This is a genomic window from Paenibacillus apis (genome assembly GCF_018333295.1).
Taxonomy (GTDB): domain Bacteria; phylum Bacillota; class Bacilli; order Paenibacillales; family Paenibacillaceae; genus Fontibacillus; species Fontibacillus antibioticophila.
This window is the reverse complement of sequence record NZ_BORS01000006.1, coordinates 138871-158015: the sequence shown is the minus strand read 5'-3', so window position 1 is coordinate 158015 and position 19145 is coordinate 138871. Positions and strand designations below refer to the sequence as shown.

Here is a 19145-nt window from a genome sequence, read left to right as displayed (position 1 = left end):
TGATAATTGTTATCACCCGCTAATATAACTATATTCATATACCCATTCATGAGTAAGGAGTTCGATTGCGAATGAAAGCACAATCGGAAATGATGCTTCATCGAGATAGGCCTTGCGGTTCTTCAGGTCGCAGATTTGGCGAACAGCAAGCAGTGAACATGGATAAAGCCGATATCCGGTTTCATTTGCGTGACGTGCAGTATCTTCAGCCACGACCGGAGAGAAGGGAGCATCAATTGCATGTGCTGACGGCGCTCATTCTTGTTCATGAAGGAGAAGGAGTGCTGGAGCTGGCAGATCGCAAGAGGCTGGTTCGAAAGGGAGATTTTATAGTGTGCCCTGCAGGGTCTACGTCCTTATTCTACTTCCATACTCCTTCAAATCCGAGCGACGCTTCCAATTCGGGCTTAGCAACTATGTTTCACTTCGATGCTTATCGATGGGGAGAGAATTTTCAGGAGAGTCCTACGGTTCCGGATACCGCATGCCCTTGGTTGCCTTCCTCAGGTAAGCTGGCGAGCCAATTGGAGCGAATCGGGGTGTACTGCCGCTCGATATTCGAGCATTTTTACAGTGGAGAGGATCGCAGTTTGTGGCTTGCCCGTATTGAGTTTGAGCACATGCTGCACGAAATATCCCTCTATGCCGAGACACCGTGTTCGAACGATAGAATGGGTGCCGTTGAGAGTACGAAGGCATTCATTGATCAGCACTATGCGGATGAGCTAAGCCTGGAGAAGCTGGCCGGGCTGGCCGAGCTGAGCCCCAAATATTTTGCCGAACAATTCAAAAAGTATTATGCGGTATCTCCGATGGAATATGTGGCGGAAGTGAGATTGCGAAAGGCCAAGCAGCTGCTGGCTTCCGGGAGCGGACCGATGAAGGAGATTGCCCATGCGGTGGGATATCGAGATGAGTTCTATTTTAGCCGCAAATTCAAGAAAAGCTTTGGTGTTTCCCCTTCGGCCTATCTCAAGACCAGACACACCAAAATAGCGGTATTTGGAACGTCTGCGATTCTCGGATATTTAGCCGCTCTCGATGCGGCTCCCTATGCGGCCCCGCTGCACCCGAAGTGGTCTCCTTACTATTACCGGACCATGGGCCCCGATATTCCGGTACATCTCAATGCCTACCAGCATCGGCAATTTCAGCAGGAGAACCTGGAGCAGATTCAGGCGGCTCAGCCTGAACTTATCCTTTGTTCTTCGGGTGTGCAGGATTGGGAGCTGGATGTGCTGCGGAAATGTTCTCGCGTTTACGAAATAGAAGGGGCACATGGAGAGAAAGCCTGGAGGGAGCAATTAAAGGATTTAGGCGCATTGCTGCATAGAGAAGAAGAGGCGGATGCGTGGCTGGCTGGATTTGATGAGCTTTTGGCGGAAGCCAAACAAAGCCTTTCCTCCATAATTGGAGGTGCCAGAGTTCTCCCGATCAGATTGTTTAACGATAACTTTTATGTCAGTGGAGATGAAGGTGCGTCGGAGACGCTTTTCACACAATTAGGCTTGGTGCCCTCAGAAATGCTCAATGGACTCAAGCCCGGAGATTCCCGCAGATCTACACTTGCGGAAATCCGAAAGAGCGATGCCGACCTGCTGCTGCTCGTCGTTCGTCAGGATTCGCATACGCTTGAGCATTGGCGAAGCATCCAGAGACATTCGGATTGGTCAAGCCTGCCGCAGGTGAAGCGGGGGACCGTATATGTCATGTCCTCTTACCCTTGGAGAGAATATTCTCCGACAGCCTTTGTACACATGATTCAAGACCTGCTAAGGATCTCAGGGAATTAATCCATGTAAAACCGGAAGATTGTCCATGGATTAACGGGGGAGTATCCTTTAACATAACCAATAATGATAATCATTATCAATCTAGAAAGATGGAAGGGGAAAGCGGGGTATTATGAAAAAGAGTAAACTGATGGCGTTTGTGCTTCTGGCAGCCGTCCTGCTGATTTCTGGTTGTGGCGCCAACAAGACCAACGAAGCCTCCGGTAATGCAGCATCCAATAATGGAGCAACAAACGGAGTAGAAGAGACACAAGCGGCAACGACAGAGACAGAGCCTGAGGGCAATGAGTCAGCGACGAGAGTTATTAAATATCTGGATCAAGAATATACCGTTCCATCCAAGATTGAACGAATCGTTATTACAGGGGCTGTAGAAGCGATGGAGGATGCGATCGTGCTGGATGTTCAGCCGGTCGGGGCGATTTCATTTGCAGGAGAGTTCCCCGAACTGTTCTCCAAGGTGACAGCAAATGCTGTATCCATCGGTGAGAAGACGGAACCAAACTTTGAACAAATTCTGTCCTTGAAGCCGGATGTAATCCTGGGTACCTCGAAGTTCAAGCCGGAGGTAGCGGAGCAATTGAACAAAATTGCCACGATGATTCCTTACTCGCATATCTCCACCAACTGGGAGAGCAACCTGAAGCTGCTCGGTGAGATCAGCGGCAAGACAGCCGAGGCGGAAGCGGCGATAGCTCAATATAAGAGTGATCTTGAAGCAGGGAAAGGGGAGCTTGGCGAAGCTCTGACAAAGAGCAAGGTAGTCACAATTCGTATTCGTGGCGGCGAGGCCTATGTCTATCCGAAGGACGTCTTCTTCAACCCTGTTCTGTATGAAGATCTGGGCTTTACCGTGCCGGCTGAGATTGAAGCTGCCGAAGCACAAGAGCTGATCTCTACGGAGAAATTGGCCGAGATGAATCCGGACTATCTGTTTATCCAATTCTCGGAAGCTGAAAATACGGACACACCTAAAGCATTGGAAGAGTTCCAGAATAATCCGATTGTAGGAAGCCTGGATGCCTTCAAGAACGGTCATGCCTTTGTTAACGTTGTCGATCCATTGGCACAAGGCGGAACAGCATACAGTAAAATCGAGTTTCTGAAGGCGGTATTGTCGAGTTTGAAATAAAATTTGCGATAAGGCGTTGTTAAACTATGCGATTTCGACCTTCGCTGCCGGCTGTCATTCTCATAATGACACCGGCAGTTTGCCTGTTTCTTGCTGTGGTGTCCGTTCTCTACGGTGCCAAGGATATCTCCGCCGAGACGGTCTGGCAAGCTTTATTTTCCTTTGATAGCAGCAATGTGGATCATCAGATTATTCGCGCCTCCCGCCTGCCTCGCGCGCTCGGCGCACTGTTGATCGGTGCTTTTCTGGCCGTATCCGGCGCCCTGATGCAAGGGATGACGCGCAACTATCTGGCCTCCCCTTCGATTATGGGGGTAGCGGATGGCTCGGTCTTTGCCGTGACGATCGTGATGATTCTTTTGCCGGATACAAGCTCTTATGGACTGATCTTCAGCTCAATGCTGGGCTCCCTGATCGGCGCCACGATTGTCTTTGGGCTGGCCTGGCTGGTTCCCGGAGGGCTAAGTCCGGTTAAGCTTGCGATTCTTGGCACGATTGTCGGGACCTTCTTGAGCGGAATTTCTTCGGCGATCTCGGTTTATTTTCAAATCTCACAAAATATCAGCTTCTGGTATAATGCAAGGCTTCACAGCATGGACCCCGCTTTGATCAAGCTGAGCCTTCCGTTTGCTGCAGTCGGACTGCTGCTTGCTATCGGCTTGTCCCGTTTCGTTACGCTGCTTGCCTTAGGCGAGGATACGGCGAAAGGGCTGGGGGTGCATACCTGGCTGATCAGGGTGCTCTGCACCATTGCCGTGGTCATTATGACGGGGGTAGCTGTTGCTCTGGCGGGGAAAATCGCATTTGTCGGATTGATCATTCCGCATATTGCCCGCTTCTTTGCAGGCACGGATTATCGGCGGATTGTTCCGGTGTCCGGGGCGCTCGGAGCGATTTTCCTTCTGGTCTGCGACATTCTTGCCAGATTCATTAACTACCCGTTCGAGACGCCGGTTGGGGTGGTCACCTCACTGATCGGTGTTCCGTTCTTCCTTTATCTAATCAAGATGAAAGGAGGAAAGAGCAATGTCTAACCGGAATTCATCGTTCGCAAGGTTCGGGTGGGTGGTATTCATCGGGTTGTTGTTCGTCCTGGCTACGATGTATGTGAGTCTGACGAATGGCATGTTTGATATATCGGTAAAGGATGTCTTTAGAACCTTGCTCGGGCTGGAGACCAACGAGGATTATCGCCTTGTCATCTTCGAGTTCCGCCTGCCGCGTATCGTCCTGGCAGCTCTGGTGGGAGCAGCCTTGGGGATGGCAGGGGCGGTTATTCAGGGAATTACCCGAAACGGCCTGGCGGATCCGGGGATCCTGGGGATCAATGCCGGAGCGGGGATGACGGTGGTCCTGTTCATGTTCTTTTTTCAGGGGCAGGTAACCTTTACCGGATGGCTTGGGGTAATGCTCATGCCATTGTTTGGATTGGCGGGAGGGATCGCAGCCACCTTGTGCATGTATGCCTTCGCAAGGCAACAAGGGCGGCTTGATCCGCAGCGCCTCGTGCTAGTGGGGATAGCGATCGCTTCAGGCTTTGGAGCGGTGACCTTGTTCATTTCATTAAAAATGAATCCCAGAGACTACGAGACGGCCGTCTCCTGGCTGGCAGGAAGCCTGCATGGAGCTAACTGGAGGTTCGTCGTCACGATGCTGCCGTGGATGCTGGTGCTTCCGCTCTGTATCTGGCTTAGATCCAAGCAGCTGGATATCTACCAACTAGGCGAGGACAGCGCCAGAAGTTCCGGAGTAGCGGTGGAGCGGGAAAAGAATCTTCTCTTATTGTGCAGCATCGGGCTAGTGAGCGCGGGGGTATCCGTATCAGGCAGCATCGGCTTTATCGGGCTGATCGCTCCTCACCTCGCGCGCCGTCTCGTGGGCCTTGGTCACAAATATATGCTGCCCGTTAGCGGCATCCTTGGCATGGCTGTGGTCGTGATCGGCGATTTCATCGGTAAGACCCTCTTCGCACCGGCAGAGCTTCCGGTAGGGATTGTAGTGTCGATTATCGGCGTGCCTTACTTTGTTTATCTCATGATTCGAACGAGAAATTAACGAGAAATTAACGAGAAATTAATGAAGGGAAGTTGACAGGGTGTATTTACATCGACTCCAAAAGATAAAGGTAGGAGAACGAGCTCTAACCGTGTACCTGCCCCCATCCTATGACCAGGGACAGGAAGCCTATCCGGTGGCTTATGTGCATGATGGCGGGAATCTGTTTATGGACTGCTTGAACTATCTGGAGCATCTGTACGCCGCATATAAGCTGTCAGGAGTTATTCTGGTTGGCGTCGAGTCCGCAAACCGGAATGATGAATATACACCATGGCCGGCCGAGGAATTGATTAAGACCTGGCCGAATTTCGGAGGAAAAGGCCCGGCATATGTACAAGAATTAGCTGATGTCATCAAGCCTTATATTGACGAGAATTACCGCACCTTGCCTGAACGGGAGCATACAGCGGTAATCGGAGGATCTTTCGGCGGCCTGATTTCACTCTTTGCTCTGTATTGGAGACCGGAGGTGTTCGGTAATGGCGGCTTGATCTCGGCATCCTTCTGGTATGAAGGCGTACTTGCCTATGTGCAGGAGCACCCGCTTCCTTCCACGGTTCGCGTATTCATGTCGATCGGGAAAAATGAGGGAATCTACAAGCAGAATATCCAAAAAAACATGGTGCCTTACACCATGAAGGCACATCAATGGTTCCAGTCCGCTTTGCCAGACGGCGAACTGCTGCTGGCAGTAGATCCAGAGGGCACACATGATCCCTTGTTCATGGCGAGGCAGTTCCCGGAAGCTCTATCCTGGCTATTTGAGCGGAGGGGGCGTAAGGTGCATGAGACTGATCATGGCGAAGGGGAAAATAAACCTCATCAAATTCAAGGAACGTTCAGCTTCCTGAGAAATTCTGAGCGGACCGGCAGACAGTACCGAATTTCTGTCGCCGAGCCAATGGCGCCGCCTCCAGAGGAAGGATACCCGGTACTATATATGTTGGATGCGAATGCTTCCTTCGGCACCTTCGCAGAGGCGGTCCGCTTGCAAACCCGGCGTCCGCGAGGGCATGAACCGGCCATTATTGTCGGCATCGGGTATGATTCTCCGGATGCGATGGTCACACCGGACCGGTTCATCGATTACACCGAACCTGCTGACCAGGACAAAATGCCCGTCCGGCCGGACGGCAGCTCGTGGCCGGAAAATGGCGGAGCCGAGGAGTTTCTTCACTTTATCAGCGAGCAGCTAAAGCCGGAGATCGAGCGGATGTACAGCATTCATCGGAAGCGCCAGAGCCTGCTGGGCCATTCGCTGGGCGGATTTTTTGCTCTCTATGCGATGATGACCAGAACAGAGCTGTTTCAGCAGTATATCGCTGCGAGCCCGTCGATCTGGTGGAACGATCAGGCCTTGTACGGCCATTTGGACCGATGGCTCGCTTCCCGGCAGGCCAGCCATGAACCGTTGGAGCCTGTCGGCTGTATGATCTGTGTCGGTTCGGAGGAAAAGGAAAACATGCTGGACGGGGCTAGAGCAATGGCCAAGGTTCTGAGCGAGCATCAGGAGCATGTAGATGTACACTACTTTGAAGTAGAGGGAGAGGGGCATGTCTCCTTGCTGCCTGCTATTGTCAGCCCAATCCTTCGGTATGTCTCGGGACACCGTAAGCCTTAACCTTGCAGAGTTTCATAGTTTTTGATGAAGAGCAGCCCTCTCAGAAAGGGACTGCTCTCCTCTCTTTTAAGGGCAATATGCTATAATATAATACATAAATTCATATAGATATTATTGGATTTGAGGGAGTAAGATGGAGAATCTATTTTGGATCATTGCGGTGACAGGTGTGGGGACTTATTTATTTCGTGCTGGTTCCTTGGTATTGGGAAGCCGAGTGAAATGGAATGAACGGACAAAAGAATGGCTCTCCTACGTCTCTCCGGCTGTGCTGGGGGCTATGCTGGGGGCTATGCTGGGACCAGTTCTGCTATTGTCGGACAATCGCTGGGTATCCGTGACAGACAATGCCGTATTGCTTGCCGCGCTCCCAACCATGCTTATCGCATGGAAGACGCGCCGGTTCCTATTAACCGTAACCTCCGGGATATTGCTGTATGCGCTCATTAGCCACCTCATCTTATAGTGCGAGAGAATTCGGAGAGAAGAATATGAATCCATTGGACAAGATCAGACTTGGGTTAAGAGATGTACTTCCTGTTGTATTAGCTTATTTTCCTTTGGCGGCCGCATTTGGCGTTCTGGCTTCCGCTTCCGGGATGCCGGCACATTATAATTTTCTGACCTCCGCATGGATATACTCTGGCGGGGCTCAATTTATGCTGCTTAGTCTGCTGGGCGATGCTATCTCGCCTTTTACAATCATATCGACATTGCTGCTGGTTAATATGCGGCACATTATGTATGGCACATCGATCGGGCCGCATGTAAGGGGCTGGAGCGAGCCCTATAAATGGCTGGGTGCCTTCGGGCTGACCGACGAAGTATTTGCCGTCGTGTCCAGCCGATTAGACAAGAACGAGCGCTTGAGTGTCCCTTATTTCATTACTGTGATGCTCGCGGCATACGGCTCTTGGCTGACGGGAACCCTTGCGGGCTATGGTCTGGGTACACTGATCCCATCAGGAATGGCAGAAATTCTCGGGTTTGCGCTCCCGGCCTTATTCATAGCCTTGCTCTTTGGCAGTGAACGAAGCCGCGCGGACTGGACAGCTGCGCTGTGCGGTGCCCTCTTGGCTACCCTCGCAGCCTTATGGAATGCCGGGGGGATTGGGATCGTGCTTGGAGGGTTGCTCGGCGCGGCCGTCGCAATGAAGGTGAGGCCTAAGAAGCGAGAGCACAGCTAATCAGTATCGGAGGTTTTGTCAGGGGCATCGAGAATGGAGGAGTATTCAGGGTATAGGGTTCTAATGCAATCCGGGCAAATATCGTGGGTAAATTCTGCATGAGTGTGCCGAATGAGATATTCCTCGATCAGGGTCCAATGATTAGCTTCGTCCTTAATCTTTTTGCATACTGCGCAGATGGGCAGCAAGCCCCTTAACGTCCTCACTTCACCCAGTGCTGTCCTCAGGCTGTTCTCCAGCGCTTTGTAGAAGGTGATGTCGGTCAACGTCAGCAATAACCCTTCGACCTGGCTTGAGAAGGGATGAATGAAGGGAGAGAGCTCCAACACCAGTGATCGTCTGGAAGGGGTATCGATGGTAAACTCCATGGCGAAGAAGGGGGCACAGCCTCTTAATACGGAACGAAAATGGCGAAAAAGCTGGCGGAAGGTATGTGGTGGAGAGAACTTGGGATAGGGTCCTTCTTTTAAACGCTCAAGCATGTTGAACCCAATGCTGCTCCATACAGGCGAGAGCCCAAGATCAACGGTTTGCTGAATCAAGACGGGATTCACGGCCTGAACAACTCCTTCAGGATCGATGATTGCAAATCCTCTAGACAGATTTTGTGTTGCTTGGTGTGCGGAAATGATCTCGGTCACAGTAGACGCTCCTATAATACATATTTATATCCGTGCTTTACGACCCTATTAATGGCTGGAAATGCTGTGATATAATGGTTCTACAATTCTATTTCTAAGTCATTATAAGCGCAAAAGCGTAATTTCTCAACTATTAATTACTTTTATGCGTAATTCGATGTATTTTGAAGGAAGGTCGGGGCACAGTGTCTATCTACAACAGGATCGAGTTTCTTATTAAGTCGCACGGTTTAACGAAGAAAGCATTTTGCGAGGAATTGAAAATCAGCACAGGCAACCTCGGAGATTGGAGAAGGGGAAAGTCGACGCCAAGCACGAACAAACTAATTGAGATCGCTGCCTTTTTTGATGTCAGTCTGGATTGGCTGCTAACCGGGCGAGAGCGGATCGCTCAACCGGCGGGGCGTGTGAACGAGCTTCCTGCCGACTATGTATTTCAGGAAGGGGAAGGATTGAATACGGAGCTGGAGCCGGAAGAGAAAGAATTTATTCAGGAATACATAGCCTTCGTGAAATACCGCAAGCAGCGCGATTCAGGAGGGAATTAATACCACTTTACATTTAAGATTTCAGAAGATATAATAAATCTTGTCGCTTTAACAACTTGCGGTCGTGGTGGAATGGCAGACACGCTATCTTGAGGGGGTAGTGGGTGTATACCCGTGGAGGTTCGAGTCCTCTCGACCGCATTGAAATGATGGACTCCGTGAAGAGTCTGAGAAGAGATCGATTAGGGGCAAGTCCCTTAGTCGATCTTTTTTATTTTGACATCTGCTATAAGTTCAAGCTAATCCGGCAATAATGGAAATAGCCCCGGAGCAGATTGTCATCCTCTTCCAAGTTGACACACCCCGGAAAAATAATTTAATATGTCTAAGTACTACAGAGCACTATATCTTATAAATACGGGTGATGATCATGTCTTACAGACCGAATGTAACGAATGTGACCAAGGCTGGAAGCAATGAGAAAGATGGATTGTACGAGTTTATCGTCAAGTTGGCCGATGGAACGGAGTGCCGGGTATTTTACAACCGCGAACCGGAATGGCAGCTGACAAACATCAGCCGGTTGCAGAAGACGCCATGCCCGGTCTGCCGTAAAGACTTCATCTGCAAATGCATGGATCAGTTTTCAGGTGATATTGCGAGCCAGATCGAAGCTGGACAATGGTTTGACAAGGCTCTGGCTCAATAAGCAGCAGAGTTGGAATAATGAGCGCGGGGGAGCAGCCCCGTGCTTTTTTCTATTAGAGGTTGTTCAATACGCAAGCAATATAAGGAGGTTAGGATGAAAAAGAGTCCGCCATTGAAGCAGGAACGCAGCATCGTCTTGTTTGACGGTGTATGTCATCTGTGCCAGGCTGCCGTTCGTTTTATCATTGACCGTGACCCTTCCGGGAGATTTGCCTTCGCGTCTCTGCAATCGGATACTGCGGCAAGGTTACTGGGAAGAGCCCTTCCGGAGGGAGAGGCTCCATCAACGATCATCCTGGTGGAGAACGGAAGCTGTTATACCCAATCCACGGCAGCCCTTCGCATTGCCAGACGCCTTCGTTTACCCTGGCCGGCCTTGTATGTCTTTATTGTGCTTCCTTCACCAATCAGGGATCTCATATATAATTTTATTGCTGCTCGCCGTTATCGATGGTTTGGCAAGGATACAGCCTGCATGGTGCCTACGCCGGAAATTCGCAGTCGTTTTATTGAAGAAGAATAAGGGTGACGAAAAGGCATGGCAGTGGTATGTTCAAGGAGGGGTTACTGAGCGTTTTAGTAATTACAAGTATGGGGGTGTAGTATTCAACGCGATTTAGTATGAGAAGAGGAAGCACCTCTTATTTAGCGGAAACGCTTTATAAGTGGTGCTTTTTTATTCTAAGAGATTTTTTTAAAACCAATACTTGGCGAGGTACAAGAATAGGACACAATAGCCAGCCAATGCTAAAGCTCCGCATATTCTTCCTGCGATCGACAACCCTTTTCCTTGACTATCTGAACTTGACATTTCATTAATAGATTGCCTTGACAGTATAATTGCTGCTATCGCAAGGAAAAATCCAAAAAGCGGTATGACCAAAGATAAAATTCCCAAGATTAACGAGGCAACAGACTTAGAATTAATCTGTTCTGGTGAATTTCTAGACAGTTCCTTCGACCTCCTTTACTCCGTTGACCTAAATATATCAAATTATAGAAAAGTATCCATACTTTATGTCCAGTCATTGCTTTTGTTTGGGTGTGATTAGAAAAAAGGACTTGTCTGAATAACGGTATTATGATATTCTAACTGTAAATTTAAGGAATACCGGAACGGAAGCACCGTCCACCTACCGAGTCATCGGTTTGTGGGCGGTGCTTTTTTTGGTTCCGGGAGGAGGTGAGGCGGGCGATGCAGCCAATCAGGCTTGTTTTAGCCGCAACGGAAGAGGATTACATTGAACCGTTTCTTCAATATATCCGTTGTAGTGAGTTTGAAAGACGGGTGGTGGTGACCGCTTTCAGCCGGAAGGAAGCACTTTGGAAATATATTGAGAATGAGTCCGATGAGATGGATGCCGTTCTTGGAGAGACATCGTTTCGGGAGGGCTGGCAAGGGAAGCTGCGGGAGGGAGCTCCATGGATTGAACTCCGGGAAGGAGGATATTCCGGTCGGGAAGGGAGATCAGGCCTAGGGGTATCGAAGTACCAGCCCTTAAGCCGTTTGCTGGCAGAGATTGAGGAGATGATCCGGGGCAGAAGAGAGGCGGCTGCAAATGAGGGAAGGACAACACTGATCGGAGTCATATCGGCAGCCGGAGGAAGCGGGAAGACAACAGTCTCTATCCAGCTTGCCAGACAGTTCGCATCCGAAGGAAAGCATGTAATTTACATCAGTCTTGAATCACTTCAGTCCAATATCTCAAGTGACGGAAGGGAAGAGATTGAGGCTGAGGGACGTCCGGGTTTGGCTCGGCTGTTATATGACTTGAAGGCAGCAGAAGAGAAGCATCAGAAGCCCCGTTATCCAATTAGTCACTATGTATATAGAAATGCTTTCTTGAGGGGCGACGCCTTTCCGGCATTGTATAACCTGAACGAGATGAAGGAGCTGGAGCGAAATGATGTTGTGGCATTGCTCAAATTCATTATCGAGAGCCGGAGTTATGATGCTGTAATTGTTGATACGGATTCCATTCCTGATCTTCGTATAGAGACCGTGATGGAAGAGGCGGACCAGCTTCTTTGGATTGTCGGTGAGAACCGGATCATATTGGACAAGACGGTAAAATGGCTGGCATTTCTGGAACGAACCAACCCGGGGCTATACAACGGGATTATAGGGAAATCGCTGTTTGTTGCCAATCGCACGACAGGAGAAGGCCTCCTTACTCTTCCTGAAAGAAACATCCCGATTTCGGCCGTATTGCCATGGATTCCAGCGTGGAATGGCTCAGCCGGATATGCCGACATTCAGCGGCAGGCGCCCGCATATCAACGAGATGTGATGAAATTGAGCAGATTGCTTCACGAGAATGAGAACTGGACGACTCCTGGCGGAAGGGAGAGCCCGGCATGATCGAAGATGAGCTCTTCCTGACACTGCGTCGAGAGATTCGCACTGGGCTTGATGTGACATCTGCCATGCAGGATGACCAGCTAATGGAGCATATCGAGCGGTATGTTCTTGGAGATGAACGGTTGACGGAGCTGACTTCAACGGCGAAGCGAAAATGGGTGCGCAGGCTGTACGATTCCTTCCGGGGGCTTGACGTACTGCAGCCGCTGATTGATGACCGAACCATCACCGAGATTATGATCAATGGTCATGAGGAGATTTTTATCGAGCAGGCAGGAGCGATCCGGCAGCTTACGGCGCAGTTCGAATCCAGAGAAAGGTTGGAGGATATTATTCAGAGCATTGTGTCGAATGTGAACCGGGTTGTCAATGAGTCGTCTCCAATTGTCGATGCCCGGTTGAAGGATGGCTCCCGTGTCAACATTGTACTCCCGCCAGTTTCACTTAAAGGACCGGCAATGACGATCCGGAAATTTCCCGAGCGGCCGTTATCTATGGATGATCTTGTGGCTAAGGGCTCGCTGGACACAGATACCGCTGAATGGTTAAAGAAGCTGATTTACGGCAAATTCAATATTTTTATCAGCGGCGGAACCGGGTCCGGGAAAACCACGTTTTTGAATGCTCTGTCCCAGTACATCCCTTCAGATGAACGGGTGATTACGATTGAGGACTCCGCAGAGCTGCAGATCGTAACGGTTCCCAACCTGGTCTCCTTAGAGACGCGGAATGCGAATACGGAAGGCAAAGGGGAAGTTACGGTCAGAGACCTGATCCGCTCCTCCCTCCGGATGCGCCCTAACCGCATTATTGTCGGGGAGGTTCGGGGGGCCGAGGCGCTTGATATGCTCCAGGCGATGAACACTGGCCATGACGGCAGTCTATCATGGGTATTGTGGTGTTGAAAAAGAATATTGAAATCAATGCCACAATACTTATAATGGGTCTCCATCATGGGTATTGTGGAAGTGAAGTTAATCAAGGTGCTTTTAATTGAATGATATATCTTGGATATAAGCATCAAAGAACTTGTTCTTTACTCCCTTTACATTTTTTAAATCTGTGTTAACTATAATTTCACCAAAAATGGTATAGATAAGTTCTTTCTTCTCCTGGTCATCGAAATATGACCAGCCTTCAGCTAGTCCAACCAGTTCTTCAATTCGAGGTATGCCAGAAAAAGCCTTTTGTTCTTGTACAATCCGCTGGCGAAGCTCCTTCTCACGCTCATCCTCTTCAGCCATCTTCTTACGAATTTCCTGCTTCCCTATCAAGCCTTCAACAAACATGTACTTCCATTTTTCTCGACGTTCAGCAACTTTTGAAAGTTCACGTTTGGCAACATCAATTTCACTGTTCTTTCTTCCTTCATCAGCAAATATCTTAATAGCCTCATCATTGAGCTTTTCCATATCTGCTTGGATTTGATTAATATACTGGAATACCAAGTGTTCAATATGTGTCTGACGAAACATAGGAAGATCACACGTTTTACTGTGATGACGGTTAGAGCAAATGTAATATTGAGAACGAACGGTTCCTTTGCTTGTAGTCCTTTTTGTCGTCATTCTACCAAACATAGCTGCTCCGCAACGACCACATCTTAATACACCACTGAACCAGTACGTTGCAATTGGACTAAAACCACCATTAGATTTGCGCCCCATATATGCTTTAAGTTCTTCATACTCTTCCAACGTAAAGATTGCTTCATGACTTCCTTTTCCATATACACATTTGACTCTTTCGTCTTTTTTACTGTTTACATACGTTCCAGCAGGCGTCTTAGAGCCAATCCTAATGATGCCCGCATAATAAGGGTTTTCTAATGTGTAGGCAACGGTAGCGTCAGTCCAATCCTTGCCTCTCCGCAGTTTACCAGCACGATTCATTCGCATGGCTACACTTTTGTATCCAAGACCGCTCATATATAGTTCTCTAACCTCACGGATCAGCTTGGCTTCTTCGGGAATAAGCTGCTCGTCTGGTGTGTATCCAAAGGGCCTAACCCCACCTGGTCTACGTCCCTCAGCAACCATCTGCTCTACACCAAATCTAACCCGCTCTGAGATGGTTCCACGTTCCCATTCAGCCATTGCGCCGACAAGAGTGATAAAGAACCTCCCCATTGCCGTTGTGGTCTCAAAAATCTCCGTAGCGCTTTTAAACTTCACGCTGTACAGGTCGAAAATCTTGAGCAGGGAGTGGAGGTCGCCTACAGAACGAGTGAGTCGATCTAGCTTATAAACCAATACGACATCAAATTTCTTGTTCTCCATGTCCTCTAGCATACGTTGCATACTAGGACGCTTCAGGTCTTTAGCTGAGTATCCGTCGTCAACGTAAAAATCGTATACAGTCCAATCTTGTGATTCTGCAAAGCTTATCAGCCTACTACGCTGTCCCTCGATACTAAATCCCTCTTCAGCCTGCATATCTGTTGATACACGGATATAGATCGCAACGCGCATTTATCTTTCTCCTCCTAGAGCGCACAGTGAATTAAACATACTCCATCTGTTTTTAGCTAGGTCAAGCGGAACAATAAACTCTTCAGCGATCCAGCGAATACCTTCATTGATGTAATTGATATGTGCAATATCGTCGTGATTGATCATATGAAGGGGTACAAGCAGATACTCAGCGAAGTGTGATGCTTGTATTTCATGGCGCTGGATATGCAATTTAGATATCTCCAGATGGGATGCTACATGCAAAACATGATGACACAACTCGTGTGCTACAGCCTGTCTCCACTCCGGAAGTGGTAATTGTTCATTTATATATAGTCCACTCCATCCTGATTTAGTGGGATGGGGGATGCAATGGCTACGAATTGGAGTCGGGAACACTTCGGCCTTACAAGCATAAGCGATAGCTTCAATGTCAATTTGATGCGGATAAAGAATACCAAGGTAATCTAAGAGCTTATTTATGTGCTGTTCTAAATTCATAAAACATCATCCTTTTTTCTTGTTGTTTGGGTGCAAATGCATTTAAACACGCGTTTAAATGGAACGTATGTTCTGTTTTTGCTGTAAAAGAAAAGCCCCAAAGGGCTATAGGCTTATTCGTCTTTCAAATCCCATGCAGAAGAAGTAGTGTCCTTTTCTGTTGGAGGTGCTTTCTTTCTCCTTTTGATCTCTTCATGCCAGTAGCGAATAATTTCCTCTTTTTCCTCCTTTGAAGCCTCTAGGAAGCCGTCAAAGAAAATTTGTTCAAGTAGAGGAAGATTTGATGTATCAAGAGATGTTTGAATGGTCCCGTCTTCTGAGTGGCGCGAACGTTCGTCGGAATTCCCAACCAGATAGTCTATGGAAACATTGAAAAAATCACTCAACAAGACCAAACGCTCTTTACGAGGTAAAGAAGAAATGGAAGATACCTCCAAGCGCCTGATTGATGCAGCTGGAATATCAGTTTTTTCAGCTAGCTGTTCCTGAGTTAAACCACGTTCTTGTCTAAGTTGCTTTAGTCTTTGTGCAAAACTCGGCATCTAATCACCACCTGAATCAATAGTACAACAAAATGTTCGTAAAATAAACGTTCAATAAATGAACAATTTTGTGTTGAATTATTCGTATTACGATTATATAATGAGAATATAAATCGAAAAACGATCATTAATGAAAGGGGAATCTCTATATATGAAACGTAATAATTTGGTATCTGCAAGAAAAAGTAAGGGATGGACACAGGATGAATTGGCTGCTCGAGTAGATATTTCTAGGGCATATCTTTCAAATATTGAACGTGGCGTATATTCTCCTTCCTTGAAAGTAGCTCAGCGTCTGTCGAGCATTTTGGGACTGAGTACCGACACCCTTTTTTTTAATGATAACGCTCGTTTATCGAGCTAAAATGTTTGTTTGGAGATGATTTTGTGAATATAAAAAGTCGAATTTCTCACAACCCAGGGCTGTCGGAAAAGGCTTGGGATAGATTGCACAAAATGCTGGCGGCTCTAAATATCAAATACGCTGCTGAAATTCAAGCAAATCGGAGATCAAATCAAGAAAAGGCGATCTGATATTAACTCAAAACTACTAAAGGAGGTACTCTGATGGGAGCAGCATTTGCAATTCAGGTTATGACTGGTAAAGAGAACAATGTTAAGAAACTGATGGATTGGGCGTTTGCTCGAAATGAATCCGCTCAAAATTGGATCAAGACTGTACATACATTCACGACAACAACTCGACGATTGCTCGGTCAGGGAAAGCTCGGAAAAGAGATTAAACGTGCTATTATGCCTGGTTATATTTTTATCGAAATGAACTATTCAGTTGATGATAATAACTGTTCGGCTCATTTACCTGCTGAAGTGTGGCATCTTATCAAGAGTATCCCCGGAGTATTAAAACAATTTACTGGTTCTGGACAAGTCATTGGAGCTGATGAGTTCCAAAAGATGCTTGGGCTGGAACCGGAAGAGCAACTGATTGAGATCGCAGTGCCTATTGAAGAAGCTTCTGGATCTGAGGAAGAAAAGGTTCAAGTCGATGAAGTCGAGAAAAATATGAAGAGTGCTCTACATGAAGTCAATATGGCCAAGACCAGTAAAGAGCGCGTACAAGCACTAAAAGCTTTGGATCTTGCTGAACAACAGATGAATGTATTGGTTGAAAAGGTTTATGAAGAGCCGGTTGGAGTAGTAGCGAAGGAACTGAGTGGCATTCAGCAGCTTAAGAACCGTATAGCTGAAAGGGTACGAGCATTTGTAAGAAATAGCAAGGAGATCGTGAGCTTTCCAAGGGCCTTTTTGAATCAAATTATATCTCCTACCGATCTTCAAAGCAAATGGCAGCAATCACCGCGATCATTGATAACCTTATTGTTTGAATATCTACGTGAGTCAGGTGCTAGTTGATGGAAACACCAATTTTCGAAACAAGTACGGGCCATGTGGTGTACTTTATTCATCCGCGTAACGGTAGCTTGAGTGAGGAAAACAACTTTGGTATAGCGCGTTGGCAACCTGAGAACGGCGGTGAGCCGTTTGCTATCAAAGGTAATCTATTCGGAGTAAACAAAGGTGAACGAATTGCTATACACGGCAATTGGGAGACTCATACCAAGTATGGGCAACAATTTGCAGTGGAACATTGGGAGCGGCCCCTACCTAAAACCAAAGATCAGATTGTTTCCTTTCTCAGTTCCAGATTTGTGAAGGGCTGTGGGAAGAAAACGGCTGAGCTGATTGTTCAGAAACTTGGTGATCAGACGCTTGAACGAATTATGCATGAAGGCGCCATCTGCTTGACAGGTATTAAGGGTATTGGAGCCAAGAGTGCAATTAAAATTGCAGATAGCATTAAAAGCAATTTTGAAGTTCAGCAGATTATGATGACGTTGTTGCCCTACGGCATTTCTACGGATACTGTAACAAAAATGTATAAGCAGTGGGGAAAAGAGTGCGTAGATATTGTCCGTCGTAATCCATACAAGTTAACTGAGATTCGGCTAATTGGGTTTCTTAAAGCCGATGAGATTGCAATGGCAATAGGCATTAGTATTGATTCACCCTACCGTCTGAACGCAGCGCTGCAACATGTTCTTGGTGAAATGTGCTATGGAGGCGGTCACTGCTTTGTCTTTGAGCGTGATCTGATTGAGCGTACTAAGGAGCTTTTAAGGGGAGTTTCAGAGCAGGATATTGAAATTGAACTTCAACTAATGGCAGCCCATGAACAAGTGATATGGGAAGATAATAAGATTTATCTGAAACCTCTGTATGTATATGAAAATAAACTTGCCCATAAGCTGGCTTGCATGGCAACCCGGAGTGGCGAAGCTATGCCTTTTTTAGAACCGATGATTCGTGAATATCAGCTACAGCAGGGAATTGTACTGGCTGAAAAGCAGCGTGAGGCAGTTAGAGAGATGTTCAGAAAGCAGTTGCTGATCATCACAGGAAATCCAGGCACTGGCAAAACCACTGTGGTTAAAGCTATGATTGATATCTATAAGAAGCATCATCCTGAAGCATCTATTGGGCTATGTGCGCCAACAGGACGTGCAGCACGCAAGCTTGGAGAACTGACAGGAATGGATTCCGAGACGATCCACACAACTCTTGGCTTTCGTCCTGGAGAAGAACCTATGTATAGTGAAGCGTTACCTCTGCCTTTTGATCTTATTTGTATTGACGAGGTATCTATGATGGATCTGCAGTTATCTTACTATTTTTTCAATGCTATTAGCACGAAAACTAAAGTGATTCTAATCGGAGATAGCGATCAACTTCCATCTGTTGGGCCAGGGAATGTCTTACGTGATGTTATTGCTGCTGGCGTTCCACATGTACGACTAACTGAAATCTTTCGCCAGGCACAAAAGAGCCAGATTATTACGAATGCCCATCGCATCAATCGTGGGATGGATATTGTAATTGATAAGAACAAAGATGACTTTTTCTTTATTGAACAATCTGTCCCGGAAAGAATCGGTCACTTAATTGTCCTTAGCGTGCTTCGCTTCTTGGATAAGGGCTATAAGTTAGAGGATATTCTAGTTCTAAGTCCAATGAAAAAAGGGGTTATTGGCACAGAGGAACTAAATAACGCATTGCAAGAGGCGGTAAATCCTCCATCGGATGAGAAAGTAGAATTTAAGGTGAGAAATCAGATATATCGTCAAGGGGACAAAATATTAAGACTAAAAAGGAATGACTATAAGAATAAAGTATTAAACGGAGACGTCGGGACTGTTGTTGGAATTGGTTTTCTTCGAGATTCGGAGGGGATTGAGACAGATGAGCAAGGATTAATATGTGAGTTTTATGGGAATAAAGTCACTCTTTCTAGAGAGGACTTGAATCATTTTGGATTGGGTTATGTTGCAACGATTCATAAAACAATTGGATGTGAAGCGCCTGTTGTGATTATGCCAGTGTCAACCGCTCACTATGCAATGTTGTTGAGAGAGAACTTTTATACTGGATTAACTAGAGCAAAACGTGTTTCAGCAATGATAGGAACTCGTAAAGCGCTTAGTATAGCTATAAGAAATAACAAGATGGCACAGCGTAGTACAGGGCTAAAGGAAAGAATCGAACAGTATATGAGAAAAATGAACAAAGGAACTTTTAAACAGGAGAGCTGCGGTCTATTAAAATTTCTTGTCTAATGGAATGATGCGGATGGGAGAGGTCAG

At 47.2% G+C, this 19145-nt stretch carries 19 protein-coding genes, 1 tRNA gene and 1 pseudogene; 16 read left to right on the top strand and 5 right to left on the bottom strand.

Features of this window, described 5'->3' with window-relative positions; all coding sequences use genetic code 11:
• Positions 1–71 precede the first annotated feature (71 nt).
• The 7 genes from KI362_RS10500 (at position 72) to KI362_RS10470 (ending at position 7791) form a co-directional block, all read left to right on the top strand.
• A complete protein-coding gene (locus KI362_RS10500; RefSeq protein WP_301627116.1) occupies positions 72–1793 on the top strand; it encodes a helix-turn-helix domain-containing protein in 1722 nt (573 codons plus the stop codon).
• 112 nt (positions 1794–1905) lie between these two features.
• Complete coding sequence (locus KI362_RS10495; protein WP_301627114.1) at positions 1906–2925, top strand: ABC transporter substrate-binding protein; 1020 nt, start codon at positions 1906–1908, stop codon at positions 2923–2925.
• A 26-nt stretch (positions 2926–2951) separates the two neighbouring features.
• Positions 2952–3959, top strand: a complete 1008-nt coding sequence (locus KI362_RS10490; RefSeq protein WP_301627112.1) for a FecCD family ABC transporter permease — start codon at positions 2952–2954, stop codon at positions 3957–3959.
• Entirely contained in the window at positions 3952–4980 is a 1029-nt protein-coding gene (locus tag KI362_RS10485) for a FecCD family ABC transporter permease (RefSeq protein WP_301627109.1), read from the top strand. Before KI362_RS10490 ends, KI362_RS10485 begins: the two co-directional genes overlap by 8 nt.
• 40 nt (positions 4981–5020) lie before the next feature.
• Positions 5021–6604 carry an alpha/beta hydrolase gene (locus tag KI362_RS10480; protein WP_301627107.1) on the top strand — a complete coding sequence of 528 codons (1584 nt, stop codon included), beginning with the start codon at positions 5021–5023 and terminating at the stop codon, positions 6602–6604.
• 133 nt (positions 6605–6737) lie between these two features.
• Positions 6738–7070 carry an AzlD domain-containing protein gene (locus KI362_RS10475; RefSeq protein ID WP_301627105.1) on the top strand — a complete coding sequence of 111 codons (333 nt, stop codon included), beginning with the start codon at positions 6738–6740 and terminating at the stop codon, positions 7068–7070.
• A 25-nt stretch (positions 7071–7095) separates the two neighbouring features.
• Positions 7096–7791, top strand: coding sequence for an AzlC family ABC transporter permease (locus tag KI362_RS10470; RefSeq protein WP_301627103.1), 696 nt, complete (start codon positions 7096–7098; stop codon positions 7789–7791).
• On the opposite strand, the gene KI362_RS10465 is transcribed toward KI362_RS10470, so the two are convergent.
• A complete protein-coding gene (locus KI362_RS10465; RefSeq protein ID WP_301627101.1) occupies positions 7788–8432 on the bottom strand; it encodes a hypothetical protein in 645 nt (214 codons plus the stop codon). The genes KI362_RS10470 and KI362_RS10465 overlap by 4 nt on opposite strands.
• A gap of 185 nt (positions 8433–8617) precedes the next feature.
• On the opposite strand from KI362_RS10465, the gene KI362_RS10460 reads away from it, so the two are divergent.
• The 4 genes from KI362_RS10460 (at position 8618) to KI362_RS10445 (ending at position 10151) form a co-directional block, all read left to right on the top strand.
• Positions 8618–8980: a helix-turn-helix domain-containing protein gene (locus KI362_RS10460; RefSeq protein WP_212940269.1), complete on the top strand. Its 363-nt coding sequence runs from the start codon at positions 8618–8620 to the stop codon at positions 8978–8980.
• Between the two features lie 58 nt (positions 8981–9038).
• Positions 9039–9121 (top strand) — tRNA-Leu (locus KI362_RS10455).
• A 229-nt stretch (positions 9122–9350) separates the two neighbouring features.
• Positions 9351–9629 (top strand): hypothetical protein, encoded by a 279-nt coding sequence (locus KI362_RS10450; RefSeq protein ID WP_044477470.1) that lies wholly within the window; start codon positions 9351–9353, stop codon positions 9627–9629.
• Positions 9630–9722: 93 nt separating this feature from the next.
• Entirely contained in the window at positions 9723–10151 is a 429-nt protein-coding gene (locus tag KI362_RS10445; protein WP_301627097.1) for a thiol-disulfide oxidoreductase DCC family protein, read from the top strand.
• A gap of 171 nt (positions 10152–10322) precedes the next feature.
• On the opposite strand, the gene KI362_RS10440 is transcribed toward KI362_RS10445, so the two are convergent.
• Positions 10323–10556, bottom strand: a complete 234-nt coding sequence (locus KI362_RS10440; protein WP_301627262.1) for a DUF4190 domain-containing protein — start codon at positions 10554–10556, stop codon at positions 10323–10325.
• Between the two features lie 267 nt (positions 10557–10823).
• Here KI362_RS10440 and KI362_RS10435 point away from each other — a divergent pair, with 267 nt between their 5' ends.
• On the top strand, positions 10824–11990 hold the full coding sequence (locus tag KI362_RS10435) for an AAA family ATPase (protein WP_301627095.1): 1167 nt from the start codon (positions 10824–10826) through the stop codon (positions 11988–11990).
• Positions 11987–12877, top strand: a pseudogene (locus KI362_RS10430) (CpaF family protein); the annotation flags it as partial. The gene KI362_RS10435 and the pseudogene KI362_RS10430, both read left to right, overlap by 4 nt.
• Before the next feature lie 102 nt (positions 12878–12979).
• Here KI362_RS10430 and KI362_RS10425 read toward each other — a convergent pair.
• The 3 genes from KI362_RS10425 to KI362_RS10415 all read right to left on the bottom strand — a co-directional run bounded on the left by KI362_RS10425 (position 12980) and on the right by KI362_RS10415 (position 15486).
• Positions 12980–14461 carry a recombinase family protein gene (locus tag KI362_RS10425; protein WP_301627093.1) on the bottom strand — a complete coding sequence of 494 codons (1482 nt, stop codon included), beginning with the start codon at positions 14459–14461 and terminating at the stop codon, positions 12980–12982.
• Complete coding sequence (locus tag KI362_RS10420) at positions 14462–14944, bottom strand: ImmA/IrrE family metallo-endopeptidase (RefSeq protein WP_301627091.1); 483 nt, start codon at positions 14942–14944, stop codon at positions 14462–14464.
• A 113-nt stretch (positions 14945–15057) separates the two neighbouring features.
• Entirely contained in the window at positions 15058–15486 is a 429-nt protein-coding gene (locus KI362_RS10415; RefSeq protein WP_301627089.1) for a helix-turn-helix domain-containing protein, read from the bottom strand.
• A 151-nt stretch (positions 15487–15637) separates the two neighbouring features.
• Here KI362_RS10415 and KI362_RS10410 point away from each other — a divergent pair, with 151 nt between their 5' ends.
• The 3 genes from KI362_RS10410 to recD2 all read left to right on the top strand — a co-directional run bounded on the left by KI362_RS10410 (position 15638) and on the right by recD2 (position 19118).
• Entirely contained in the window at positions 15638–15850 is a 213-nt protein-coding gene (locus tag KI362_RS10410) for a helix-turn-helix transcriptional regulator (RefSeq protein ID WP_301627087.1), read from the top strand.
• A 203-nt stretch (positions 15851–16053) separates the two neighbouring features.
• Positions 16054–16860, top strand: coding sequence for a transcription termination/antitermination NusG family protein (locus tag KI362_RS10405; protein ID WP_301627085.1), 807 nt, complete (start codon positions 16054–16056; stop codon positions 16858–16860).
• The gene (gene recD2, locus KI362_RS10400) at positions 16860–19118 is read left to right on the top strand and encodes an SF1B family DNA helicase RecD2 (RefSeq protein ID WP_301627083.1); all 2259 of its coding nucleotides are present in this window, start codon (positions 16860–16862) and stop codon (positions 19116–19118) included. Before KI362_RS10405 ends, recD2 begins: the two co-directional genes overlap by 1 nt.
• Positions 19119–19145 lie beyond the last annotated feature (27 nt).